Source organism: Streptococcus parasanguinis, from assembly GCF_015557775.1.
In the GTDB taxonomy this organism is placed as follows: domain Bacteria; phylum Bacillota; class Bacilli; order Lactobacillales; family Streptococcaceae; genus Streptococcus; species Streptococcus parasanguinis_AA.
Window position 1 is genome coordinate 395,949 of record NZ_JADNOY010000001.1, and the last position, 24,641, is coordinate 420,589.

A 24,641-nucleotide genomic window follows, 5' to 3' on the forward strand; every position below is an offset into this window, starting at 1 on the left:
CTATCGTTTTTTAATGCTTTTAAAGTTGAGAAAATAGTTTTAGGAAACGATGTCAAATATACTTGACATCCAGCAACTAGTATTGTAAAATAAATGTATCAAATATATTTGACACATTTACATTTAGGAGGTGCCAAGTGAACCGTGTGAAAAAATACAGAGTCAATCTTGGTCTTTCTCAATTGGCTTTGGCAAAAAGTATTGGAGTTTCCAGGCAAACGATTAATATGATTGAGAATGGGAAGTATAACCCTTCTTTAGATCTCTGTATCAATCTGGCAAAAGAGCTTGGGACGGATTTGAATTCTTTATTTTGGAGGATCGATGATGATGAATAAAAACTGGCAATTGAAATGTGTGAAAGCTTTCTACGATATTACAGGTGAGCTTGACGAATACAAGGAAAAAGAATTGAGTACTTTTGGGAACAACATGTACATGCTCTTTATGTCGGGGATTATCCTTGGATTCCTGCTCAGTTTCATGTTCACTACAGATTGTGTCGGTGTGATCACGTTTTTAGTATTTTGCTACTCCCTGTACCAACAAGAGCAAGTGATTCATCGTTTGGAACTCGACATCTATGAGGTTTCAGAAGATGAAGTAGGAGAGGCAAAGAAAAAGATGCTAAAAAGAACTTTCCTTCAAACCTTGATTGTGATGGGACTAGCTATTTTTGTTGCGATTGGTCTTTGGAGAACAGGATTGCTACAAGAAAATAAGATAAGCTTTGAAATGTATTTCACTTTTATTTTCCCTCTTGTCATTGGGCTGATTACCATGATTAGTTTCTTGAGTAATTTCATTGCAAATAGAAGAAAAATCAAAGTGATCCGGGATTAGATCCATCAGAAATAAGAACAAGTCATGATGAATAGAATAGTAGACGAACAGATAACGCTTATTCCTTATTATAGGAATGATGACATCTCCCTTCTTTGGTATCAGGATAGTGAGGTTTGCAAACAAGTGGATAATACTGATCAGATTTACGATGTAACAAAACTTCATAAAATGTATGATTACCTAACTTCACATGGTTCGTGCTATTATATCCAATATGAGGGAGTGTTAGTTGGAGATGTGACACTTCAAGATAATTCAGAGCTTTCTATAGTGATCAGCAAAGAGTATCAGAATTTACAGATCGGAAGACGATGTATTTCTAAAATGATACAGCTGGCCAAAGAAAAAGAGATGGTTAAGGTAACTGCTCAAATTTATCCTTTTAATACCCAAAGTCAAAGAATGTTTTTGGCTTTGGGATTTCAGAAAGTAGATGAAAAGTTGTATGAATATACGTTGATATAGAACAGTTGTATATCTCCATATATATTAAGACTGTAATCTACTGTTTATAAAACAATGTTCATGAAAAATAGAGTTAAAGGGTACCTACTGATACATGGACAAGAGGTTTTTTCAGAAATCTAAAAATGAAGAGAACACCAACAGATGATTTTTTGTTGGTGTTCTCTTCATTTGATTTTACGATCTATCTCGCTTTTGCTTTAAAGTAAAAGCTGGCATGGAATTATTCAGGCATCTAGTTAGATTTTTGTTTATTCAACAGGAGGATAGATGATATTATTGCAATGCAAGATACAAGAATCAGATACCAAAGATTTTCAAGACCAAAACCATGATCTAGCATCAAGCGGTATCCCCAAGAAGCGGGGAAAAGACGCCCGATTGCTTGAAGAAAATCAGGCAGTAAGGTGATGGGAAACATGATTCCTGAGAGCATAATTGAGGGTAAAAATACAAGTTGCGCTATCATGGTCAGCTTTGCTTGATTTTTTACAGTAAGGCCCAGTATACTTCCGATACTCAACGATACAAAAATGTAGATGGCAAGCGCGAGAAAGAATAAGGGAAATTGACTTGGTAGACTTGCTTTAAATAAAATTGGAGCAAGTAGTAGGATCACTATGCAAGTCATTATCAAATGAACAAAGGCAGAGAGAACTATGGTCACCAATCCTAAATGAATAGGCACACCATTTGCTTTATAAATCTTTTTTATGTCGCTTCCGTATGTTTCAATCAAGGAAGGCGGTAAACCGAGAAAGGCTCCCATTGAAACACTCATGACAATCATTGACTGTATATGTGTGCTACCCATTTCAGGCATAACGGAAGTAAAAATACCACCCATGAGAAGAAAGAAAATAATCGGTACAATATAGTAAGTAACCAAGAGAGACTTACTTCGTATGTCCAATTTCCACTGTAATGTTAGGCTATATAAAAAACCATTCATTCCAAACCCCTCCTTGCCATTTCAATGAAATGCTGCTCCAGTGTGCCACGATCAACCTTGATATCCAATATCTGGATATTTTTCTGTTTGCATTCTTCCAATAATGAAATTAAGCTATCCTCGATCGTATCTGTTTCAAAAGATTCCTCTCCGTCCCGGGTCTTTAAATGGATGAAATATTTTCTTCCCAACCTGTCTGTCAGTTCTGAAGGAGTACCACAAAAGACAATCTTTCCACTATTCAAAATAGCAATGCGGTCACATAGGGTTTCAACTTCGGCCATATCGTGGCTTGCCAAGACGATTGTCTTTTCCTGTGATTTGAGCTTTCGGATTTGTTCATGGAGAGATAGTCGTCCTTCAACATCAAGTCCCGCTGTCGGTTCATCGAGAAAAATAATATCCGGGTTACTGATAAGTGCAAGAGCAAGATGTAATCTCCTTTTTTGACCGGTGGATAATTCTATGTATTGCGACTGTTCAATTTCTTTTATTCCAAGGGCCTTTAGCATAGCATCATCAATGTATGTATGATTCCATTTTGCAAAGAGCTTTATGGCTTCCATTGGTTTGATGTGGACGGGTAGAGAGGAGAACTGTAGTTGAATTCCGGTTTTCCCATTTACAACTATAGTGCCTTCGTCATATTTTCTCAGACCTTCGATACATTCAAGCGTTGTTGTTTTACCAGCTCCGTTCACTCCGAGCAGAGCAAAGATTTCTCCTTGTTTGATTTGAAAATCGAGACCACTAAGAACCATATTGCTACCATAACTTTTCTTTAATCCAGAAACCTCTATTGCGTTTTTCATGGTTCTACCTCCTCAAAAGGATTTGTTCCAAGCCTTGAAAAATAGACTTGTAGGGCGGGTCCTATATAATCATTGACGATTTTTTGCTTTTCTTCCCAAGCGTTTGAGGCGGTATCAATAGTACCAACTTCCATCAACTTAGGAAGCATGCTCATATCACCATTTGTAAACTCCATAATCAAGCCCCAGTATTCTTTCACAACCTGTTGGCTTTGTTCGCTTTCAGCTGGTACGTTTTCTTTTTGAAGCTCTACGATTTGATCACTTAGGCGGTTCAATCTGTCCATAAAGTCAAGTCCGCTTTTCTTGTCAAATCGACTGCGTATCTGGTCGAGTGTATTATCATCAAAGCGCTTAATGAGAGAGTAGGAGTCATTCTTCATCTGTAGATTGACGATGATGTCTGCATACTTCTTAAAATTGACCGTCTGTATTTGTAAAACTTCTGCCTTTAACTGCTCTATTGCGACTAAAGAATCCTTAAGTTGTTCAATATTTTTACGAATAGTATCTGCTTGCTCTGTAAGAGCATTGGCAACATCATCAGGTGTTTTCAAAGAGATCAAACGCCCCTTTATATCCTTGAGAGAAAAACCTAATGATTTTAAAGACAATATCTGATGGAGTAACACTAAGTCTTTATCGGTATAGAGCCTGCGACCACCCTCACTTTCTGCCGATGGGGAAAGCACCCCTTCTTTATCATAATATTGTAGAGTACGGACAGTAACGTTCATTTTCTTAGCAAGTTCCCCAACCGTCATAAATCCTTCCGGAATTGCTCTGTATTTAGTCATCATTACCCACCTCCTCATACTTATTATACATCGTTACGTAAGGTCATGAACAAGAGTTTTTGAAAAAATAAATTTTTTGTAACCGTTTTTTCTGCTATAATATCACTAGATAGAAATGTGGGAGTTTCAATCATGGTTACAAAACGGTTTTTGAAAAATGTTATTGTTGCGATAGTCTCGGTTTTTATGTCCTTGGTTGTTGTTCAAGGGGCTCAAGCTCAGCAAACTGGATTCGATTACCAGAGTCTTCATCTACTGCCTTTTAATGGCAATAAGCAGCTAGTACTGGGGGATTTTGATCATTTAGGTCGTGCGACCTCCGCTCATATTCAGCTGCAGGACAAGGATGAGCCAAAGAAAAAAAGAGAACCGCGTCTCAGCTATAATCCGGTTGGTTGGCACAATTATAAGATTGCTTATGGAAATAAAGGAAAGAAGGCCTGGTTGTTCCATAGAGGGCATTTGATCGGGTATCAGTTTAGTGGTCTGACCAATGAAGGAAAAAATCTGGTTTCTCTAACTGCCTGGACCAATACGGGGAATTATAAAGGGACAGCGGATAGCAATGTGGAGGGCATGCTCTACTACGAGAAACGACTCGATAGCTGGCTGGCCACCCACCAAAATTACTGGTTAGACTACAAGGTGACTCCGGTATATACGGGGGATGAATTGATTCCTCGGCAGGTGACCTTGCAATATGTAGGAATTGATCGAGATGGCAACCTTCTACCAATCAATTTAAGTAGTCCCAAAGAGTCGGTAGATGCTTATGGGATCACCACCGTTACCTTGGATAATTATTCCAAGAATGCGACCATTGACTATCTGAAGGGGACTGCCAAGCCATCTTTAGTGCCGACAGAACCAAGTAGTCAACCTCAACCTGCTAGTCCTTCTGTAGAGACGCAACCAAGTCAAGCCCCTCAACCGAGTCAAGCAGTAGAGCCAGCTCAGCCAGTTCAATCTGTCGAGCCTGCAGAGCCAACTCCTCAACTGGCTCCAGTAGTTTATGTAGCCAGAAATGGGAGTGCGGAAGTTTATTGGTATTCTTTGGACAGTATGCCTCGCAATACTAATTTTTCTAAGGTTGTTCAAATGTCAGAAGAGCAAGCGCTAAGTCTTGGAAAGCGGCATACAAGTAAGGAATGAGGATCAGTTATTCTGCTAATGAAGAAGCCCAATTGTTGGGCTTTTTGTGTAGGGTAAGTACTAAATAGGAGAACTAAAATGATTGAAAATATGCTATAATAATAGGACGGAGGTAGAATATGACCTTAGATGTAGATAAAGAAAAAATGATGATTATGGGTGTGATTTTTGACAACAAAAAGGTATTTAAGAGTGTCTGGTTTGCTCTGAGCACCAATATGATTGAAGGATGGCATCCCACGGTAGAAGACGTGGAGCGACTGAGAGAAGAGGCAGTTGCATTAGGAGTTGGATAATGGTCAGAAAAATATATGATGGGTATGATTATATAGACCCTGATAATTTATACACTTATCCCCATTCATCTGTTCTCATAAATAAATTTAATGAGAAAAATGATAATAAAGCACGAGAATTAGAATATCGTTTAGTAGCAAGCCAAAGTTTAAAACTGTTTATTAATCCAATTGAAGTAAATACTGTTTCAGATATTTTAAAGATTCATAAGTTTCTTTTTGAAGGAATGTATACTTGGGCAGGTCAATACCGTCAAGTAAATATCTCTAAAAGTGGAAATGCTTTTATGCCAGTTCAGTCTTTTGATATGGCAGAAAAATTTTTAAATACTTTGCTTTCAAACTATTTACTTAACGCAAATAATAAAATTGAGATTTGTAAAAGTTTAGCTGAGATATTAGATAATCTAAATTATTTTCACCCATTTCGAGAAGGAAATGGTCGTACTCAACGAGAAGTTATCCGTTCTTTAGCTTTGATGAAAGGGTATGAATGTGAAATTTCAATTGGTTTAGATGATGATATCTATCACTTATATATGGATGGAACAGTTTATGGAGATACTAGTAAGCTCGAACAACTGTTCAATAAACTATTAACAGAAATATAGATCTGTAGTATATTTTAGTAGGAAACAGTATAAAGTGATGCTTATAAGGTAAAGTCATTGCTTCAACAAAAATCTTTAAGCCCAATTGCTGGGCTTTTTGTTTTGCAATACAATTATAAAAAGTGAGTAATCTAAAATGATCTCTCAGAATCTTGCAAACGTTTTTATAAAGTAGTATACTAGAAATAGTTTATGGAATCGTTTGCATAAAACGGTAAATGATGAAAAGAGAGTATAGTAGGAGACGAGACAGATGGAATTAACAGCGATTTATCACAGGCCTGAATCAGAGTACGCCTATCTTTATAAGGATGGCCAGCTCCATATTCGCATCCGGACCAAGAAAGAAGATATCAAACGGATTGTCTTGCACTATGGGGATCCCTTTGTTTTTATAGAGGATCTTTATGAGGCAACTAAGGAAATGGACAAGGTGACGACAGACGACCTCTTTGATTATTGGCAAGTGTCGGTATCGGTTCGTCATGCACGGATCCAGTACCTCTTTGAATTAGAGGACACAGCGGGAGAGAAGATCTTGTACGGAGATCGAGGTGTGGCAGCCTACACCAAGGAGAACCTGGACTTTGTCATGAACGGCTTTAAGCTTCCTTTTATCCATGAGATTGATGGGTGTGCTGTTCCGGATTGGGTGGCGCAGACGGTTTGGTATCAGATTTTTCCTGAGCGCTTTGCCAATGGGAATCCAGCTATTTCGCCAGAAGGTGTTCGTCCTTGGGATGCCTCTATTGCTCCTCAAGTATTGGATTTCTTTGGTGGTGATTTGCAAGGGATCATCGATCACTTGGACTATTTGCAGGATCTAGGGATTACAGGGCTCTATCTTTGCCCGATTTTTGAATCGCCGAGCAATCACAAGTACGATACCATTGATTATTTTGAAATTGATCGACATTTTGGAGATAAGGAGACCTTCCGCCAGCTAGTGAAAGAGGCCCATGCGCGTGGGATGAAGATCATGCTGGATGCCGTCTTCAACCATATTGGCTATGATTCACCCCAATGGCAGGATGTGGTCATATACGGGGAGGATTCGATTTACAAGGACTGGTTCCATATCAAAGAGTTCCCTGTCTCCTCAGAAAATCTGTGGAATAGTCGCAACTTATCTTACCATGCTTTTGCCTTTGCGGGCTTTATGCCTAAGCTCAATACGGCTAATCCTGAGGTGAAGGCCTATCTCTTGAAGGTGGCGACTTACTGGATTGAAGAGTTTGATATTGATGCTTGGCGACTGGATGTGGCCAATGAGATCGACCATCAATTCTGGCGGGATTTCCGTAAAGCGGTCTTGGCCAAGAAGCCGGATCTCTATATCCTCGGGGAAATCTGGCATTCGTCCCAACCTTGGCTCAAGGGCGATGAGTTCCATGCGGTGATGAACTATCCCCTCTCTGAAAGTATCAAGGATTATTTCCTGCGGGGGCATAAGGAGACGCAACGCTTCATTTGGGAAATCAATAGCCAGTCCATGTATTACAGGCAGCAGATTTCTGAGGTGATGTTTAACCTCTTAGACTCCCATGATACAGAGCGCATCTTGACGACGGCCAAAGGGGATCTTCAGTCTGTCAAGTCTGCTCTCACCTTCCTCTATCTGCAACGGGGTACGCCTTGTATCTATTATGGGACGGAGCTAGCCCTCATCGGCGGCCCAGACCCGGATTGCCGGCGTGTCATGCCTTGGGAGCGCGTGTCAGCAGACAATGACATGCTGAACTTTATGAAGGACTTGATCCAGCTCCGAAAAGAAGTAGCGGGCGTTATCCAGCATGGTAAAGTGAGTCTGAAAGAAGTAGAGCCAGATGTAGTGGCAGTAGAATGGCAGCATGAAGGTCACATTCTCAAAGCCTACTTTAACCACTCTAAGAAAGAATTTGTATTAGAAAGAAGACAAGCAGATCTGATCAGCCATGGGACCATTTCCGATGATCGATTGATCATCCAACCAAATGGATTTGTTATTTATAGGGAAGATTAGTAAGAAAGAAGCCTGGAATCGAGAGATTGCGGGCTTCTTTTTATAAATAGTATCTTTATTCGCACCCTTATATTATAATAGGAGATGAGAAGGGGGGAGACGGTGATGAAGATGTTAGCAATCAATCCTATTTCGTTAAAAAAAAGAATGACAGAATTTCTGTTTGATTATCTTTTCATTTTAGCTTACCTAGTTCTTCTGTTTTTAGGTTCGATGCTTATTTACATCATCTTTTTTAATGGTGTCCCAGAGTTTACAGAAATTCAGTCGCAGTGGCTTGTATTTTTCACCTCTATTTTGCCAATCACGCTCCTTTTCACATTCTTTGATTATAAAAATGGTGGCAGTTTGGGGAAGGTAAAAGCGGGACTTGAATTGGTCTACCAGAAAAAAACAGTGCAGGCTAGCTTGATTAGAAATGTCATCAAATTTTTACCTTGGCAACTCGGTCATATGGGCACGATTCATGGTTTCTATAGTGATTTTGATGTGTTATCCATTATCCTCTCGTTTTCAGCAACTCTACTCGCAGTTTTGCTACTGGCAATGACAATGTTTAGAAATGATAAGAGGCATCTAGGAGACCTGCTAGCCCATACGCAAGTGCAACTAAAAGGTGACTAGGATGAAATGTTAGGCTGTCGATAAGAAAAAATGGAAACATAGCTAGGAAATAGGGCTATGAATGAGACTCTAGAATTCACAAATCTTTGTATGGTAAGAGACGGCGATAGAGTTCTTGTTATGGATCGTGAGAAAGAGTCTAGGCAAGGAATGACATTGCCTGGTGGTCCTGTCACAAATGTTGAGTCTTTTATGGAACCAACTCATTTTTTAACATCATTAAGAATGAGTTGCTATATTTAAACAGGGATTAATAAAACCGTTATTGAAGGATTCTATAGGAATTGTTTTGAGTGACTGGAGAAGTTAATTCTCCTAGTGTTGAGTGACAATATTGTTTTATTAAGCACAAAATAACAAATTAGACTAAAAACAAGTAAAGGTATTCATTATGAAAAAATTTTTGATATTTATTTTTACAATGTTTGGATTGATGTTAGGAATGTTAGCTATGATATATAATGAATATATTCGAGCTTATGAAGCGGCTCATCATAGATCAAGCTTTCCAGAACCGAAAGAAAATTTACTAGTACCAGTAAGTACAAGGGCATATGCAAAAGCTAAATCTTGGTCAGAGAAATCTCCTTTATCGAAGCAACAAATTAAAAATTATCTTACTAAGTATGGCAGGTATTCAGAGTATACTTCCCAGTCCGCTGTCAATAAGCTTAATATAGACTGGAAAGAGCAGGCTGTTTTAAGAGCAAAATCATATCAAAAGTTTCATTATTCAAAAGAAAAGTTAGTTGGGCAACTTGTAGATGTTGATCTATTTACTCCAGAAGAGGCTGACTATGCTATAGAAAAAGTTCATTTCGATTGGAAAGAGGAAGCTGTGAAAGAAGCGGAATCTTCTGCAAACGGTGGCAATATTTCGAAAGAAAGGTTATTAGAAATACTTGTTGAAAATAGAAAATTTACTCAAGAGGAAGCGGAGTACGCAATAGAACATGCTCAAGTAGATTGGTTAAATTAAACAATAATTTTACTATTGATTTGAAGAACTTAAAAGAGGCTGATGAATCTAAAATAGCTACGATAGAAAGTAATGAAAAGTGGCATAATGAAAATAAGGACACAATTTCTATTTATGATCGCTATTTGAACAGTGATGATTACAAAACAAGTCCAATGAAAAATATTCAAGATCAACTGAAAACATTTTTGATGGACCATCACTACTATGAGGTCGCTATTCCGCTGATTAGACAATTTAGTAAGAGTTACGATCATTATTATAAAAAACTAACTGAGGCAAGTGACTATTATTTAAAGCAAAAGGGTGATGCTCCACAGTAAATCGGAAATTAATATCCTTCATAAGATTTTACGATTAAGAGATAGAGTGAGGGATGACTTGCCCTTGCTCTATTTTTCGGTTCCTTTAGTTGTAGTTTTCACTACATAGGTGTATAATGTGTCCTTAGATAAACAAATGAGGAATTTACTATGGAATTAAAAGATTTTACAGAAAAAGAACAAGAACAAATCAACCAAGGTTTGAGTACAGCTGAGATTACTGATAAAGAAGCGGCGAAGAAGTTGCTCGCTTTAGTCCCGCAAGAATGGATCAAACGTATTCCATTCTTTGTCAGAGGGCATGCGACGACCAAGACAGTTGAGCGTGTAGCCAAGCAATCCCCTGAACTCTATGCCGTGGCTAAACGTCAAGGGGACCTTCCTGAAAAAGAAGGAGAAGAGCTCCGCAAGATTATGACAGCCATCTTTGAAGAAAAGATGAACAAACACAAGATTAAATAATCCTTTATTATTTTTTATCTCACATTGAACGAGTGATTGCAGTTGAAATGCAGTCACTTTTTTATTTACTAGCATAGAGACTTTTACACTAGTAAATAAAAATGAACAATATTTCATGGTATAATACTAATGAATGTAGTTCAAGAGGATGAAAGATTCCATTGGAAAAAAACAAGTAAAGGTAGTCATTATGAAAAAATTTTTGATATTTATTTTTACAATTTTTGGATTATTTGCAGGAATGCTAGCTCTGATGGCAATTGAGTATCAAATAAGTTATAATAAATGGATAAATTCACGTTCAGGATCACAGTTGACTAATCCTGTACAAAAATACTCTTCTTCAAGTGATGGAAATAAGGATGATTTAGAATCATCAAAACAAGAATACGCTTCTTCAAGTGATAGAAAAAATAAGGATGATTTAGAATCATTAATGAATATGTTTATGAAAAGACTATTTCCTCCAACTTTACTAGATCCAGATTATACATATGCATATGAAGAAGCTAAATCTTGGTCAAAAAAGCATTTATCGAAGGAGCAAATTAAAATTTATCTTACTAAGTATGGCAGCAGCTATTCAGAGGATGCTACTCAGTACGCTTTAAATAAGCTTAATGTAGACTGGAAAGAGCAAGCACTTTTAAGAGCAAAATCATATCAAGAGTTTCATTATTCGAAAAATAAATTGGTTGAGCAACTTATAAATATTGACAAATTTACTCAAGAAGAGGCTGATTATGCCATAGAACATGTTCATTTCGATTGGAAGGAGAACGCTGTGAAAGAAGCAGAATCTTCTTCAAACGGTGGCAACATTTCGAAAGAAAGGCTATTAAAAATACTTGTTGAAAATAGAAAATTTACTCAAGAAGAAGCTGAGTATGCAATAGAACATGCAAAAATAGATTGGTTGAATTAAACAATAGTTTTAATTTTGATTTTTATAACATATTGAAGAGCTGGACAATTTGCCAGCTCTTTTTGCTGTTTATTAACTTTTCTCATTTCGTAAAAAATAGTTGGAGCAAAGCCAGTTTTAAACTATAATATAGGAGAAGGATTATCAATATGAAAAATTTATGGTACAAATATTTTAATCAATAGAGAAGGAACCAATCTATGAAACCATCTAAAAAAATCATGCTCCTTACTAGCTGTGCTTTGGCGATCTTTGCTTTAGTAGCTTGTGGGACCAACCAAAAGCAATCCAAGGAAAAGAAGGAAACTTCCACTGTGCAGAAATCTAGTTCAGACAAGGAGCACTACAAGGGAACATACAGCAACCTCAATAGCAAGGCTAGTGTCGAAGAAGTGCGCACTCTCTTGTCTGCTTATTTGGATCAGGAGAGTGTAGACAAGTTTCTTGGTCTAGTAACGGACTATGATAGCATTGTCGGCTCGGTCGGTTTGACGGGTGACTTCAGCAAGTTCAAGAAAACAGACTACAATGTCGAGAAGATCAGTGACTTATGGACCAAGCAGAAGGGCGATTTTGTCGGGACCAACTGCCGGATCAATAGTTATACCTTGCTGAAGAATCGCATCGAGATTCCTAAGATGAAAGCGGATAGTGAACTCTTGTTCGTGGATAATGATGCCATTGACAAAGGGAAGATCTTCGATGAGGCAGACAAGGAAGTTTTTAACATTCTGTATTCACGGGTTCCGACAGAGGCGACAACGGATGTCAAAGTCCATGCCAAGAAGATGGAAGAGTATTTTTCAAACTTCAAGTTCAATGAAAATGCACGCATGCTTTCCGTTATCGTTCATGATAACCTAGACGGAAATACCCTTTTTGTCGGCCACGTCGGTGTCTTGGTTCCTGCAAAGGACGGCTATCTCTTTGTTGAAAAGCTAACCTTTGAAGAGCCTTACCAAGCCATCAAATTTGCGACCAAGGAAGATGTTTACAAATACTTGGAGACCAAATACCAGGACTACACAGGCGAAGGTCTAGCTAAGCCCTTTATCATGGACAATGAAAAATGGGTAGAGATGAAGTAGAAGATGAAAGACAGCGTGTTAGAGTTTAGAAAGATGATGGAGTATGCTCCAATTCTATATGTGCTAGTTTTCTTGCTCTTTTTCACTCTTCTCCTTATCTTGAGAAGAAGGGCAATCGCGAGACGTAGTGGTGGTCCCTTCTTTGCGCCCTTCCATATTAACCGTGAAATCTTCTATATCCATGTTGCTCTGTGTTTCAGTCGTCGCAGGATCCCACTGAAAGAGATCAAGCAAATCACCTATGCAATTTTTCGTGGACGATCTGGTGGTGGGGCTCGCTATGCTTTTTATATCGAGCTTAGAAATGGAAAGACTATTCCCTTCTTTTTTGGAAAAAGCAAGCGGAATGAAGAGCTAGTGGAGAAGCTCAAACGAAATGCAGGTAGGTATGGGTTTAAGGTAGATAGCACTGGTAATTAATCGAAAGAAAAAGGAATCGCGAATGAATAGAAAGCAAGCCCTATCTATGTATTTGTTAGGGACCTTTGGTCAAGTATTAGGAGTTAGCCTTCTGGTGTGGATTTTAAGAGCAGGAGGAGTCAAGGTTGATTTTACATCATCATTGGGGATCATCGCTATTATTGTAGGTGGATTATCATCTGCTTTTTGGGGGACTCTTGCAAGCATTAGTTACCATCAATCTAGTTTCAAACAAATTCTAAAAGATTTTTTTCAAGTCAAAGACAGGTTAGCTAATTATTGTTTAGTGCTCGTTTTCTTGCTACTCGACTTTTTCCCCTTTATCTTTGGTGGTAAGATCACCACTCAATCGTTGGTCTTGCCAGTGGTGCTCTTTTTTAAGGCTCTTCTTTTTGGTGGGATTGAAGAAATTGGCTGGCGTTATTTCTTTCAACCAACTTTGCAGGAAAAAATACCTTATTTTTCAGCTACTTTGATCACCTTTTTAGCCTGGTCTAGTTGGCATCTTTTCTACTTCTACATCGATGGTTCTTTAGGTGTCATTCAATTATTTCCGTTTCTAGTAGGTCTGCTAACTAACTGCTTTATCTTATCGGCCTTGTATCATAAAACGCAAAATTTATGGCTCTGTGTCATGACCCATGCCTGTATCAATTCCTTGTCTCAGATTCTAGTGAATGAAGAGGTATGGCTATCTATCGTCAGTAAAATTCTTATTATTAGTTTAGCAATCATGATTGCAAGAAGGAAGTATGTAACTGTAAAGGAGGAAAAATGAACAAATTTATTTCAAAACGATCAGTCGCTATCTGGTATGCATTGACTGCCCTCCTTGCTACCTTTCTAGTAGGGCAAGTTATTCTTTGGATTTTCCCAGATAGGAGTAGTATGGGTGCATCGCTCCTGTTTATCCTAATGAACTTGATTCCCCTGATTGTGGCAGCTGTCTTTTCTCTGGTGTTGAGGGAAGTCAACTCCTTGGGTGAATTTTTCAAAAAGGTCTTTCTTCAAAAAGAAAGTCCCCTATCCTGGATCCTAGCTTTCTTCATCCCCGTCATCTATTATGGGATCTCCATCCTGCTTATGAATGTTCGCTTTACTGGGAACTTCCTCTTGGCCTTCTTCCTTTATTTCCCCTGGACCTTATTTTATGGAGGCCTAGAAGAAGTCGGTTGGCGTTGGTTTTTACAAGATCATCTTTATTTTAGTAAGCACTTTATACCTAAAATGATGGTTCTTTCCATTGTCTGGTTCCTCTGGCATATCCCTATCTATCAACTCCCTTGGATTACAGCTGGATCGTCCAACTATCTCATCTTTTACCTGATGATCTTAGGGAATACCTTCCTATTTGGAGCGCTCCAGGAGTACTCGAAAGGAGCTGTTCCTTGTATCCTCGCTCATATGCTGATCGATAGTCTAGCTGTCCTCATGCTGATTCAGAGTTCACTCACTCAGATTATCCTTCTGGTTAGTTTCGAAATCCTAGTAGCCTCTTGGCTGGTGGCTGCACGAAAATCAGAGAAATAGAGTTGTACCTCTTCCGGTGGGAGTCTGTCTTCTTTACCCTTTAGGGCTTTATTGTAGAGTCCATAAAATGCTATAATCAGTTTAACGAAGAACCTAGAGATAGGATCAAAGTATCAACACAGTGTCATTCTTATCAATTATGGGAGAGGGGAAAAGGCCATGCAAAAAACCTTTCAGTTGTTGCGAAGAGGAGATTTAGAGGCTGTCCGTCAGATATTGGATAGAAAGCCTGAAGAAGTCAATGCTGTTTCGGGTGACAAACCTAAAAGAGATCAAGGCCAATCCCTTCTTCAAGTCGCTATTAAATCGGGACATTTAGATATTGCGGACTTACTCATTGATAGAGGGGCAGATCTTAACTTTATCGAAGAACCAACAGAGCTGAATCCATTTTGTCAACCGGTCATCCAAACGGCCGGTGGAAGAGCTGTATTTGACTGCAGGCGCATGATCAAACGTTGGAATGGTCAATATCAGTTGTATTCGTCTAAGGAAAAGGCTGACCAATCCTTCAAGGTTTTTAAAAAAATGTTAGAACTTGGAGCAGATATCTCTCAGAAGGATAGTCATAGCGGAACTTTATTGCAAACTATTTTAATAGAAACCAAGGAAGTTCTACCCTCTTATTATTGGAAAACAAAAGAAACGAGCGATAATGTCCTCATTACGGATGAATTACGTCATGATTTAAATCGTATTTATGATCTCTTGATTCGTTACGGTGTGACATCGGAAGAGATTTCTGCCTATCATAAGATTCCTCTAAAAGAACTTTACCAGGACAGTCCGACCATGGAGTTCTTAAATCGGTTGGATTAAAGCAGATCTTGATAAGCATGTGAAATACTAGTTAAAAGAGCTTTAGGGCTCTTTTTTCTTTTGCCGACGAGGATAGAAACAGATTGTTTTTTCTTTTGGCCAAATTATGGTACTCTAAAGATAGAACAATAGAAGGGTTTTCTGAAAATGCATTTAGCTGATTTAATGGAAAAAAGTGAGGGTGGGCAGTTTTTAATCCTGTCTCATCTGCAGCAACATTCTCCAAGCAGTCTGTCAGAAGTGATGGCGGAGACAGATTTTTCCAAAGCAACCTTGAACAAATATCTTGCATTGATCAATGACAAGGCCAAAGAGAATCAGCTGGCCCTTTCCATTGAACGAGAAGATGAAAATTTTCGCCTTCTTGTGGGTTCGGATACAAAGGGGCGTGACATTCGACGGGCTTTTTTGGACAATGCTATCAAGTACCAACTATTGATCTATTTGCTTTATCATGGTCAATTTCAAGCTCAACAATTAGCTCAGGAGCTCTTGATTAGTGAAGCGACATTAGGGCGTCATATTTCGGGCCTGAATAAAATATTAACTGAGTTTCAATTTTCCATCCACAATGGGCGCCTCAAGGGTCCTGAACATAAAATTCGTTATTTTTATTTTGGCTTGCTACGAAAGGTTTGGGCTAGTGCAGACTGGAAACAAGAACTTGCCAAGAAAGAAAGACAAACCGAAATTGAAACCTTAGAAGAGCTCTGTGGTGCCCAGTTGTCTCAAGGCCAACGCTTGGATTTTGTTCTCTGGTCCCACATTACCCAGCAACGACTTAAGGTCAATGCCTGTCAGTTTCAAGAAATTGAACAGAAGATGAAGGGATATACGGACAATATTTTTTACCAACGCTTGTTTCGTCGGGTAAACCAGTTCTTTTCTGGGAAACACATCGCTCTTAGCCATGAAGATGGAGAGATGTTAGTCCTCTTTGCTTTCCTTGTCACCCATCGGATCCTCCCGCTTCATACTATGGAGTACATCTTAGGTTTTGGGGGAGAGATTGGTAATTTGACAACGCAACTCATTCAAGAGATGAAAACGCAGAAGTTATTAGGGGATTATATCGAAGGCCCTGTGACCTATGAATTAAGCCAAATTTGTGGACAGGTCTATCTTTTTACAGGCTACCTTCTTCAAGACAAGTATAAGTACCAACTTGAAAGCCACAATCCTTATGTCTTTAGTAGTCATGATTATAGAGAAGTAGCAGACACTATCTTTAGCAAACTTCCGATCTTTTGCCAAGGGACAACTCTGGATAAAAAAATCAAGTGGGAGTGGCTCCAATTAATGGAGTATATCGCAGAGAATAGTGGGAGACAAATTAAGATCGGCTTAGACTTAACAGTGGGCTATTTAGGCTATACACGGATGACAGAAGTCCTCAAGCGCTACTTAGAGTATAATCGTTTTATTACCATTGAAGCCTTTGATCCAGCTTCAGATTACGATTTGATCGTGACCAACAATCCTATTAGCCATACCAATCGGATCCCTGTCTATTATTTGAAATATGATCTAGATCTAATTGATCTAGCCAATATTCGCCAGATGATCTATGGGGATACCAATACTTAGTATGTCAGAAGAAGAAGACTTAGGTCTTCTTTTTTTGCTGGAAATTGCTTAGATTTGTCTGAAAATTTAATAGAAGAGAAGTGTGGAAATCTCTTCTGGCTCAAGAGATTCAAGAGACACTCCTCATTTTTTTAAAATTTTTAAAAAAATTGATGATCATGAAAGCGGTTTATTTTGTATAATAGAAAATGTAAGGAGTACGTCTCCTAAAGAATATTTCTTTTTCCCAGGAGGACAGTTCATGTCACAAGAAAAATACATTATGGCAATTGACCAAGGAACAACAAGTTCAAGAGCCATCATTTTCAATAAAAAAGGAGAAAAAGTAAGCTCTAGCCAAAAAGAGTTCACGCAAATTTTCCCTCAAGCTGGTTGGGTTGAACACAATCCAAATGAAATCTGGAACTCTGTTCAGTCTGTTATCGCTGGTGCCTTTATCGAGAGTGGCATCAAACCAGGACAAATCGAAGCTATCGGAATTACCAACCAACGGGAAACAACCGTTGTTTGGGATAAGAATACTGGACTTCCAATCTACAATGCCATTGTCTGGCAGTCTCGCCAAACTGCTCCTTTAGCTGAACAGCTTAAGAGCCAAGGGTATGTCGAAAAATTCCACCAAAAAACAGGTTTGGTCATTGATGCCTACTTCTCAGCAACTAAGATTCGCTGGATCTTGGACCATGTAGAAGGAGCACAAGAACGGGCTGAAAAAGGAGAATTGCTTTTCGGAACCATCGATACTTGGTTGGTTTGGAAGTTGACAGACGGAGCTTCTCACGTAACAGACTATTCAAATGCTGCTCGTACCATGCTCTACAATATTAAAGACCTAAAATGGGATGATGAGATTTTGGAAGTCCTCAATATTCCTAAGGCTATGCTTCCAGAAGTGCGTTCAAACTCTGAAATCTATGGAAAAACAGCTCCTTTCCATTTCTACGGTGGAGAAGTTCCTATCTCTGGTATGGCGGGTGACCAACAAGCGGCCCTCTTTGGACAGTTGGCCTTCGAACCAGGTATGGTCAAGAATACTTACGGTACTGGATCTTTCATCATCATGAATACAGGTGAAGAGATGCAGCTATCTGAAAATAACTTGCTAACTACCATTGGATATGGAATTAACGGGAAAGTATACTATGCCTTAGAAGGATCCATCTTTATCGCGGGTAGTGCCATTCAATGGCTTCGTGATGGTCTTCGTATGGTGGAAAACTCACCTGAATCTGAAAAATATGCGCGTGATTCTCACAACAATGATGAAGTTTATGTGGTACCGGCCTTCACAGGTCTAGGAGCACCATACTGGAATCAAAATGCTCGTGGTTCTGTCTTTGGCTTGACTCGTGGAACAACCAAAGAAGACTTTATTAAGGCGACTCTTCAATCCATTGCTTACCAAGTACGGGATATCATCGATACTATGCAGGTTGATGCTAAGACGGCTATTCAAGTCCTTAAAGTGGACGGTGGAGCAGCTATGAATAACTTCTTGATGCAGTTCCAAGCGGATATTCTTGGTATTGATATCGCTCGTGCTAAAAACTTGGAAACAACAGCTTTGGGGGCAGCCTTCCTTGCTGGCCTGTCAGTCGGCTACTGGAAAGACCTAGATGAATTGAAAGAACTCAATGCAACTGGTGAACTCTTCGAGCCTTCTATGAACGAATCTCGTAAAGAACAACTCTACAAGGGATGGAAGAAAGCTGTTAAAGCTACCCAACTCTTTGCAGAAATTGAAGACTAGTCAAGACTTCAGTAGGATAGAAAGTGAAGAATTATGGAATTTTCAAAGAAAACTCGTGAATTATCGATTAAGAAAATGCAAGAACGCACCCTGGATCTTTTGATTATCGGGGGAGGGATCACAGGTGCTGGGGTAGCCTTGCAGGCAGCAGCAAGTGGTCTTGAAACAGGTTTGATTGAAATGCAGGACTTTGCGGAAGGGACATCAAGCCGTTCAACAAAATTGGTCCACGGTGGACTTCGTTACCTCAAACAATTTGACGTAGAAGTGGTATCAGATACGGTATCAGAACGTGCAGTAGTGCAACAAATTGCTCCTCATATTCCAAAACCAGACCCAATGCTCTTACCAGTCTATGATGAAGATGGGGCAACTTTTAGCCTCTTCCGTCTTAAGGTAGCCATGGACCTCTATGACCTCTTGGCAGGTGTCAGCAATACTCCAGCTGCCAACAAGGTCTTGACCAAAGAAGAAGTGTTGGCTCGTGAGCCTGAGTTGAAACAAGAAGGTCTAGTCGGAGGTGGGGTCTACCTAGACTTCCGTAACAACGATGCTCGTTTGGTGATTGAAAATATCAAACGTGCCAACCAAGATGGGGCCCTCATTGCCAACCACGTAAAAGCAGAAGGATTCCTCTTTGATGAATCTGGCAAGATCATAGGTGTAGTGGCGCGTGATCTCTTGACTGATCAAGTCTTTGAAATCAAGGCTCGTTTGGTGATTAATACAACAGGTCCTTGGAGCGATAAAGTGCGTAATCTCTCAAATAATGGAGAGCAGCATTCACAAATGCGTCCAACCAAGGGTGTTCACTTGGTCGTAGACTCAAGCAAGATCAAAGTTTCTCAACCTGTCTACTTTGATACTGGTCTAGGAGACGGTCGTATGGTCTTCGTCTTGCCACGTGAAAACAAAACTTACTTCGGAACGACTGACACGGACTACACTGGTGACTTAGAGCATCCAAAAGTAACTCAAGAAGATGTCGACTACTTGTTGGGAATCGTGAATAACCGCTTCCCAGAAGCTCACATCACCATCGATGATATCGAAAGTAGCTGGGCTGGTCTCCGTCCGTTGATCTCAGGAAACAGTGCTTCTGACTACAATGGTGGAAACAACGGCACTATCAGTGATGAGAGCTTTAATGCTTTGATTGCAACAGTTGAAGGCTATCTTTCTAAAGAAAAATCGCGTGAAGATGTTGAATCAGCAATCAGCCACTTGGAAGGCAGCACTTCTGAAAAACATTTGGATCCATCTGCTGTTTCTCGTGGATCAAGCCTGGATCGCGATGACAATGGTCTTTTGACCCTTGCTGGTGGGAAGATTACAGACTACCGCAAGATGGCTGAAGGAGCGATGGAGCGTGTCTTGACCATTCTCAAGGAAGAGTTCGACCGTCAGTTCAAATTGATCAACTCTAAGACCTATCCAGTATCAGGTGGAGAAATTAACCCAACCAACGTGGATTCTGAAATCGAAGCCTTTGCTCAACTTGGCGTATCTCGTGGCTTGGATAGCAAGGAAGCTCACTACCTAGCTAACCTATACGGCTCTAATGCTCCTAAGGTTTTCGCCCTTGCTCATAGCGTGGAACAGGCACCTGGATTGAGCCTAGCAGATACATTATCACTTCACTATGCAATGCGCAATGAATTGGCACTTAGCCCAGTTGACTTCCTTCTTCGTCGGACGAACCACATGCTCTTCATGCGGGATAGCTTAGATGCAATTGTCGAACCTGTTTTGGATGAAATGGGACGCTTCTATGAATGGTCAGAAGAAGAAAAAGTTGGCTACCGCAAAAACTTGCAAGTCGCTTTGGAAAACAATGACTTGGCAGCATTAAAAAACTAAAAAAACAAAAAAGGGGTTGGAAAGAAGACTGTCTAACCTTCCCCTCTTTATAATGGAGAATTAAATCATATGAAAGAATTATTTGGTGAATTTTTAGGAACTCTAATCCTGATTCTATTAGGGAATGGGGTTGTAGCAGGAGTGGTTCTTCCAAAAACGAAAAGCCACAACTCAGGTTGGATCGTCATTACTCTTGGTTGGGGGATTGCGGTTGCTGTCGCTTCCTTCATCTCTGGTAAGTTAAGTCCGGCCCATTTGAACCCTGCAGTAACAATTGGGGTTGCTCTTAATGGTGGCCTATCTTGGGCATCTGTGATTCCTTATATCATCGCTCAATTCGCTGGAGCCATGGTAGGGCAAGTCCTTGTCTGGTTACAGTTCAAACCGCATTACCTAGCAGAAGAAAATCCTGGAAATATCCTTGGAACCTTTAGTACAGGTCCAGCAATTAAGGATACTACTTCAAACCTCATCAGTGAAATCCTTGGAACCTTTGTCTTGCTACTGACTATCTTTGCACTTGGTCTTTATGACCTTCAAGCAGGACTTGGTACTTTTGCCGTTGGTACCTTGATTGTAGGGATTGGTTTGTCTCTCGGTGGAACTACAGGCTGCGCTCTCAACCCAGCTCGTGACTTAGGTCCTCGTATCATGCACAGCCTCCTTCCTATTCCTAACAAAGGAGATGGTGACTGGGGTTACGCTTGGATCCCAGTAGTTGGTCCAATCATCGGTGCAGTACTTGCAGTAGCAGTCTTTAAAATGTTTTAAAAAAATGAAAGAGGCTGGGACAAAAGTCCTAGCCTCTCAATTGTCTTTGGATTGTCGAGCAAGACGCAGTGGTTGAGTGAGCTCTACTACGCTGATTTCATCAGCTTTTACAGCCCTACTCAACTGTGCGGAGGTGGGACGACGAAATCGAATTCTAACGAATTACCGATTTCTGTCCCACTCTCATTTAAAATACTGTATTAGCTAAAGAGAGCTTTGTACGTTCTAACTTAAAACAAGCTATAAGAAATGTAAAACGCAATAAAGAAAATAATGATCGCAATAATGTATTGAACTGGCTTAGGTAGGTTATTCAATTTATCCATGAATTTTTTCATTGTTTGACCTTCTTATTGTTTGATTTTCTTATAATTAGTGTAGCATGAGATAAGGCTCAAAACAATAGGTAATATGAGTGTTTTTGTCAAGATATAAAACCCTTTTCAAAATTATTTTGATCAGTTAATTTATTACTAAATAAAGATAAGATAGATTGTGAATAACTTTAGAAAATAACAGGCCAGAATTTGACACTTTTTTCACAAAGGAGTATACTGTTAGCATAGTTTTGGAAGGAACTTATGATAGATTCACCCAAAACTGACTGTCAACCTTTGCTGTTCTTCTATGAACGTTTGCTGGTATCGGGGATACCAAGGAGGAATCATATGTCTAAAGTAGCTATTGTCACAGGTGCAGGTCAAGGGATCGGTTTTGCGATTGCAAAACGATTGGTACAAGATGGCTTCAAGGTCGGAGTCTTAGACTACAATGCTGAGACAGCAGAAAAAGCAGTAGCTGAGTTATCAGCAGAGAATGCTTTTGCGGTCGTTGCTGATGTCTCCAAACAAGCTGAAGTGGCTGCAGCTTTCCAAAAAGTTGTGGATCATTTCGGAGATTTAAATGTTGTCGTTAACAACGCTGGTGTTGCTCCAACTACACCACTTGATACGATTACAGAAGAACAATTTGAACGCACTTTTGCCATCAACGTTGGTGGTGTCATCTGGGGTGCTCAAGCTGCACAAGCTCAATTCAAGGCGCTTGGCCATGGCGGAAAAATCATCAATGCAACTTCACAAGCAGGTGTTGTAGGTAACCCTAACTTGACTGTCTATGGTGGTACTAAGTTTGCAGTTCGTGGTATCACTCAAACTTTGGCACGTGACTTGGCTGATTCAGGTATTACTGTCAATGCGTATGCACCTGGTATCGTTAAGACTCCAATGATGTATGATATCGCTCATGAAGTTGGTAAGAACGCTGGTAAAGATGACGAATGGGGTATGCAAACTTTCGCTAAAGATATTACCCTTAAACGTTTGTCCGAACCCGAAGATGTCGCTGCAGCGGTTAGCTTCCTTGCTGGTCCTGATTCAAACTACATCACAGGTCAAACCATTATCGTAGATGGTGGGATGCAGTTCCATTAAGATGAAAAAAGAGGTTGGGATCAACATCCTAACCTCTTATTTTTTATGCTATTTCGTTAATACAATGGTATCAGAAGGATCGCGATCGTCATCTTCAATAGTGAGTTGGTTACCTTCTAGTTTGTAATATTTGAGATCATCCCCTACAGTGAGAGTATGATTGTCAGCGTGAATGGTTACAGGTTTGCTTTCTTTCTCGCCATCGCTTTCAAGCTCTTCCCATGTGCCCGTCGTACCAGAAAGGGTCAGAGTGATCTGATCAGTTTCATCAGTCCCCTTGTATGTCCCATCTAGATTTTCAGGTTGGCTAGCCGTTTGAGAAGTTTTAGAGCTTGAAGCACTTGACGCGACCTGTTGTGAACTAGCAGAGCTTGCAGGTGTTTGAGCTGTCGGATTCGAGCAGGCTGCTAAAAGACCAAGAACTGCCAGTGAGGCAAGAGAAAGTGTGAATTTATTGGACAATGTCATAGGCTTGTCTCCTTTCTTTGATAATCCAAGTATAGCAGAGGATAGAGGAGAAGACAATGAAAACGAATTTTCAGAAAAATAAAATTCGCTTCATGAAGTAGGAACTCATTACCCAATTATTCGTAAATATCATTTTACTATATTGTTTTGTAGAATAGTAGAATTTTATTTGTGATAAAAATGTAACCGTTTTCGGTTGACATTCAATTGTCTAATTAGTATAATGGGTTTGGAATAATATAAAAGGCAATGAGGCCTATGATTGCAATGGCGCAACCGTTTCAAATCATAGGTATCTTATTGCCTTTTTTCTAATTAATAAAATTTTATTTTGGAGGTTTTCTCATGAAGAAACATCGTCTCTTTTTTGTTTGTGGTCTTGCCTTATTTATGGTTGGTTGTCAGGCTTCTCAGTCATCTAAAACAACTGAGCCTAGTAAAGCTAGTCAAGAAACAAGTGTATCAAAAGAAGATCAAGTGCTTAATCGTGGGCAGTGGGAGGATAAGTTATATAAGAAATTAAGTAATGTTATTAAAGATAATGGCAAATCTAGTTCAAAATATAATGAATCAGCGAAGCCGTATGCTGTATTTGACTGGGATAACACAACAGTAATCAACGATATTGGTGAAGCAACTTTTACTTATCAAATTGAAAACTTAGATTTTAAGATGACACCGGAAGAGTTAGATAAGGCTATTCGTACAAATATCCCAGAGGATAACTTTAAAGAAGATCATAACAATAAAGAAGGAAATCCTGTCAACATTGATAATATTGCTAAGGATATCGTTTCTGATTATACTGTTCTTTATAACGAATACAAAGGTTTTAAGGGGACTAAGAGTCTTGATGAAGTGAAACAATTAGACGAATATAAAGATTTCAGTGCTAAATTACGTTATCTTTACGAAGCAATTGGTGGAACTTTCAGTTCAGATATTTCTTATCCATGGGTTACCTACTTATTTACAGGTATGACTTCAGAAGAAGTTCAAGCCTTATCTGAAAAATCAATTGAACGTGCCTTAAAAGAAGATTTAGTTTATGAAACTTGGGTGAGCCCAGAAAGCTTGAAGGGTGAAGCTGGTCAAGTAGAAATCAAATTTAAACGTGGTGTTCGCGCAGTAAAAGAGATGCAAAATCTTTATAAGACACTACAAGATAATGGCATAGATGTTTATGTTGTTTCTGCTTCATTCCGAGATGTTGTTGTTCCTTTTGCTACTAAGGAAAAATTTGGATATAATATTACTGAAGACCATGTCTATGGAATGGAACTCGTTAAAAATGATTCTGGTGTCATTCAATCAGAATACAATAACGACTACTTCCAAACACAAGGTGAAGGAAAAACAAAAACAATCAAGAAGTTCATTGCAGATAAACATGGGAACCAAGATCCTATTCTAATTGCTGGAGATAGTAATGGAGACTATGCAATGTTGAAAGATTTTGAAGGATTACAGATGGGAATCATCTTTAACCTATTACGGGATCCATCTAAAGGAATTGGCTTACTTTCACAGACTGCAGTAGATACATATGATAGCAAAGATGCCAAATACTTCTTACAAGGTCGTGATGAAAACAAAGGTGTTTTAGTTAAGAGTAGAGAAACAATCAAGTTGGGAACTGATGAGGCACAATTAATTAAAAAATAGGGGA

The 24,641-nt window shown here is 39.3% G+C and carries 27 protein-coding genes; 23 read left to right on the plus strand and 4 right to left on the minus strand.

The genetic code is table 11. The annotated features are described in order from the left end of the window. The first annotated feature begins 137 nt into the window (after nucleotides 1-137). The 3 genes from I2F76_RS02105 to I2F76_RS02115 are packed head-to-tail and all read left to right on the plus strand — an operon-like array spanning nucleotide 138 to nucleotide 1,311. The gene (locus I2F76_RS02105; RefSeq protein WP_195487135.1) at nucleotides 138-338 is read left to right on the plus strand and encodes a helix-turn-helix transcriptional regulator; all 201 of its coding nucleotides are present in this window, start codon (nucleotides 138-140) and stop codon (nucleotides 336-338) included. Further along, nucleotides 325-843 (plus strand): DUF3278 domain-containing protein, encoded by a 519-nt coding sequence (locus I2F76_RS02110; protein WP_195487136.1) that lies wholly within the window; start codon nucleotides 325-327, stop codon nucleotides 841-843. The genes I2F76_RS02105 and I2F76_RS02110 overlap by 14 nt, the downstream gene beginning before the upstream one ends. A 24-nt stretch (nucleotides 844-867) precedes the next feature. Further along, nucleotides 868-1,311, plus strand: a complete 444-nt coding sequence (locus tag I2F76_RS02115; protein ID WP_195487137.1) for a GNAT family N-acetyltransferase — start codon at nucleotides 868-870, stop codon at nucleotides 1,309-1,311. Nucleotides 1,312-1,546: 235 nt separating this feature from the next. Here I2F76_RS02115 and I2F76_RS02120 read toward each other — a convergent pair whose 3' ends face one another. The 3 genes from I2F76_RS02120 to I2F76_RS02130 are packed head-to-tail and all read right to left on the minus strand — an operon-like array spanning nucleotide 1,547 to nucleotide 3,875. Beyond that, entirely contained in the window at nucleotides 1,547-2,263 is a 717-nt protein-coding gene (locus I2F76_RS02120) for an ABC transporter permease (protein WP_195487138.1), read from the minus strand. Next, nucleotides 2,260-3,075: an ABC transporter ATP-binding protein gene (locus I2F76_RS02125; protein WP_023917889.1), complete on the minus strand. Its 816-nt coding sequence runs from the start codon at nucleotides 3,073-3,075 to the stop codon at nucleotides 2,260-2,262. The genes I2F76_RS02120 and I2F76_RS02125 overlap by 4 nt, the downstream gene beginning before the upstream one ends. Then, entirely contained in the window at nucleotides 3,072-3,875 is an 804-nt protein-coding gene (locus I2F76_RS02130) for a MerR family transcriptional regulator (protein ID WP_155125325.1), read from the minus strand. The genes I2F76_RS02125 and I2F76_RS02130 overlap by 4 nt, the downstream gene beginning before the upstream one ends. Before the next feature lie 129 nt (nucleotides 3,876-4,004). On the opposite strand from I2F76_RS02130, the gene I2F76_RS02135 reads away from it, so the two are divergent. The 19 genes from I2F76_RS02135 to I2F76_RS02225 all read left to right on the plus strand — a co-directional run bounded on the left by I2F76_RS02135 (nucleotide 4,005) and on the right by I2F76_RS02225 (nucleotide 22,504). Next, entirely contained in the window at nucleotides 4,005-5,024 is a 1,020-nt protein-coding gene (locus tag I2F76_RS02135) for a DNA/RNA non-specific endonuclease (RefSeq protein ID WP_155125324.1), read from the plus strand. Nucleotides 5,025-5,143: 119 nt separating this feature from the next. Then, a complete protein-coding gene (locus I2F76_RS02140; RefSeq protein ID WP_003017298.1) occupies nucleotides 5,144-5,320 on the plus strand; it encodes a hypothetical protein in 177 nt (58 codons plus the stop codon). Further along, nucleotides 5,320-5,931, plus strand: coding sequence for a Fic/DOC family protein (locus tag I2F76_RS02145; RefSeq protein ID WP_023023568.1), 612 nt, complete (start codon nucleotides 5,320-5,322; stop codon nucleotides 5,929-5,931). The genes I2F76_RS02140 and I2F76_RS02145 overlap by 1 nt, the downstream gene beginning before the upstream one ends. Nucleotides 5,932-6,184: 253 nt before the next feature. Then, the gene (locus tag I2F76_RS02150; protein ID WP_195487139.1) at nucleotides 6,185-7,933 is read left to right on the plus strand and encodes a glycoside hydrolase family 13 protein; all 1,749 of its coding nucleotides are present in this window, start codon (nucleotides 6,185-6,187) and stop codon (nucleotides 7,931-7,933) included. Nucleotides 7,934-8,017: 84 nt separating this feature from the next. Next, nucleotides 8,018-8,557 (plus strand): RDD family protein, encoded by a 540-nt coding sequence (locus I2F76_RS02155; RefSeq protein ID WP_195487140.1) that lies wholly within the window; start codon nucleotides 8,018-8,020, stop codon nucleotides 8,555-8,557. A gap of 391 nt (nucleotides 8,558-8,948) precedes the next feature. Then, nucleotides 8,949-9,536 (plus strand): Ltp family lipoprotein, encoded by a 588-nt coding sequence (locus I2F76_RS02160; protein ID WP_049483180.1) that lies wholly within the window; start codon nucleotides 8,949-8,951, stop codon nucleotides 9,534-9,536. After that, entirely contained in the window at nucleotides 9,524-9,859 is a 336-nt protein-coding gene (locus I2F76_RS02165) for a hypothetical protein (RefSeq protein ID WP_003006842.1), read from the plus strand. Before I2F76_RS02160 ends, I2F76_RS02165 begins: the two co-directional genes overlap by 13 nt. Nucleotides 9,860-10,009: 150 nt before the next feature. After that, a complete protein-coding gene (locus tag I2F76_RS02170) occupies nucleotides 10,010-10,321 on the plus strand; it encodes a hypothetical protein (RefSeq protein WP_049485929.1) in 312 nt (103 codons plus the stop codon). A 148-nt stretch (nucleotides 10,322-10,469) separates the two neighbouring features. After that, on the plus strand, nucleotides 10,470-11,246 hold the full coding sequence (locus I2F76_RS02175; protein WP_229099231.1) for an Ltp family lipoprotein: 777 nt from the start codon (nucleotides 10,470-10,472) through the stop codon (nucleotides 11,244-11,246). A 200-nt stretch (nucleotides 11,247-11,446) separates the two neighbouring features. Then, on the plus strand, nucleotides 11,447-12,334 hold the full coding sequence (locus I2F76_RS02180; protein WP_049483176.1) for a DUF4300 family protein: 888 nt from the start codon (nucleotides 11,447-11,449) through the stop codon (nucleotides 12,332-12,334). Nucleotides 12,335-12,337: 3 nt separating this feature from the next. Further along, nucleotides 12,338-12,754, plus strand: a complete 417-nt coding sequence (locus tag I2F76_RS02185; protein WP_049483174.1) for a hypothetical protein — start codon at nucleotides 12,338-12,340, stop codon at nucleotides 12,752-12,754. Nucleotides 12,755-12,776: 22 nt separating this feature from the next. Next, nucleotides 12,777-13,532 (plus strand): CPBP family intramembrane glutamic endopeptidase, encoded by a 756-nt coding sequence (locus I2F76_RS02190; RefSeq protein ID WP_195487141.1) that lies wholly within the window; start codon nucleotides 12,777-12,779, stop codon nucleotides 13,530-13,532. After that, nucleotides 13,529-14,284 (plus strand): type II CAAX prenyl endopeptidase Rce1 family protein, encoded by a 756-nt coding sequence (locus tag I2F76_RS02195; RefSeq protein WP_195487142.1) that lies wholly within the window; start codon nucleotides 13,529-13,531, stop codon nucleotides 14,282-14,284. Before I2F76_RS02190 ends, I2F76_RS02195 begins: the two co-directional genes overlap by 4 nt. A 159-nt stretch (nucleotides 14,285-14,443) precedes the next feature. Further along, nucleotides 14,444-15,103, plus strand: coding sequence for an ankyrin repeat domain-containing protein (locus I2F76_RS02200; RefSeq protein WP_195487143.1), 660 nt, complete (start codon nucleotides 14,444-14,446; stop codon nucleotides 15,101-15,103). Between the two features lie 147 nt (nucleotides 15,104-15,250). Next, nucleotides 15,251-16,690 (plus strand): helix-turn-helix domain-containing protein, encoded by a 1,440-nt coding sequence (locus I2F76_RS02205; protein WP_195487144.1) that lies wholly within the window; start codon nucleotides 15,251-15,253, stop codon nucleotides 16,688-16,690. A 241-nt stretch (nucleotides 16,691-16,931) separates the two neighbouring features. Continuing rightward, the gene (gene glpK, locus I2F76_RS02210) at nucleotides 16,932-18,440 is read left to right on the plus strand and encodes a glycerol kinase GlpK (RefSeq protein ID WP_023023551.1); all 1,509 of its coding nucleotides are present in this window, start codon (nucleotides 16,932-16,934) and stop codon (nucleotides 18,438-18,440) included. Nucleotides 18,441-18,473: 33 nt separating this feature from the next. Next, nucleotides 18,474-20,300 (plus strand): type 1 glycerol-3-phosphate oxidase, encoded by a 1,827-nt coding sequence (gene glpO, locus I2F76_RS02215; RefSeq protein ID WP_195487145.1) that lies wholly within the window; start codon nucleotides 18,474-18,476, stop codon nucleotides 20,298-20,300. Between the two features lie 69 nt (nucleotides 20,301-20,369). Beyond that, nucleotides 20,370-21,071: an MIP/aquaporin family protein gene (locus I2F76_RS02220; RefSeq protein ID WP_195487146.1), complete on the plus strand. Its 702-nt coding sequence runs from the start codon at nucleotides 20,370-20,372 to the stop codon at nucleotides 21,069-21,071. 668 nt (nucleotides 21,072-21,739) lie between these two features. Further along, nucleotides 21,740-22,504: a (S)-acetoin forming diacetyl reductase gene (locus I2F76_RS02225; protein WP_023023545.1), complete on the plus strand. Its 765-nt coding sequence runs from the start codon at nucleotides 21,740-21,742 to the stop codon at nucleotides 22,502-22,504. A 48-nt stretch (nucleotides 22,505-22,552) separates the two neighbouring features. On the opposite strand, the gene I2F76_RS02230 is transcribed toward I2F76_RS02225, so the two are convergent. Beyond that, the gene (locus tag I2F76_RS02230) at nucleotides 22,553-22,972 is read right to left on the minus strand and encodes an SP_0198 family lipoprotein (protein WP_003006862.1); all 420 of its coding nucleotides are present in this window, start codon (nucleotides 22,970-22,972) and stop codon (nucleotides 22,553-22,555) included. A 345-nt stretch (nucleotides 22,973-23,317) separates the two neighbouring features. On the opposite strand from I2F76_RS02230, the gene I2F76_RS02235 reads away from it, so the two are divergent. Next, the gene (locus I2F76_RS02235; RefSeq protein WP_049472784.1) at nucleotides 23,318-24,637 is read left to right on the plus strand and encodes a haloacid dehalogenase-like hydrolase; all 1,320 of its coding nucleotides are present in this window, start codon (nucleotides 23,318-23,320) and stop codon (nucleotides 24,635-24,637) included. Nucleotides 24,638-24,641: the final 4 nt, after the last annotated feature.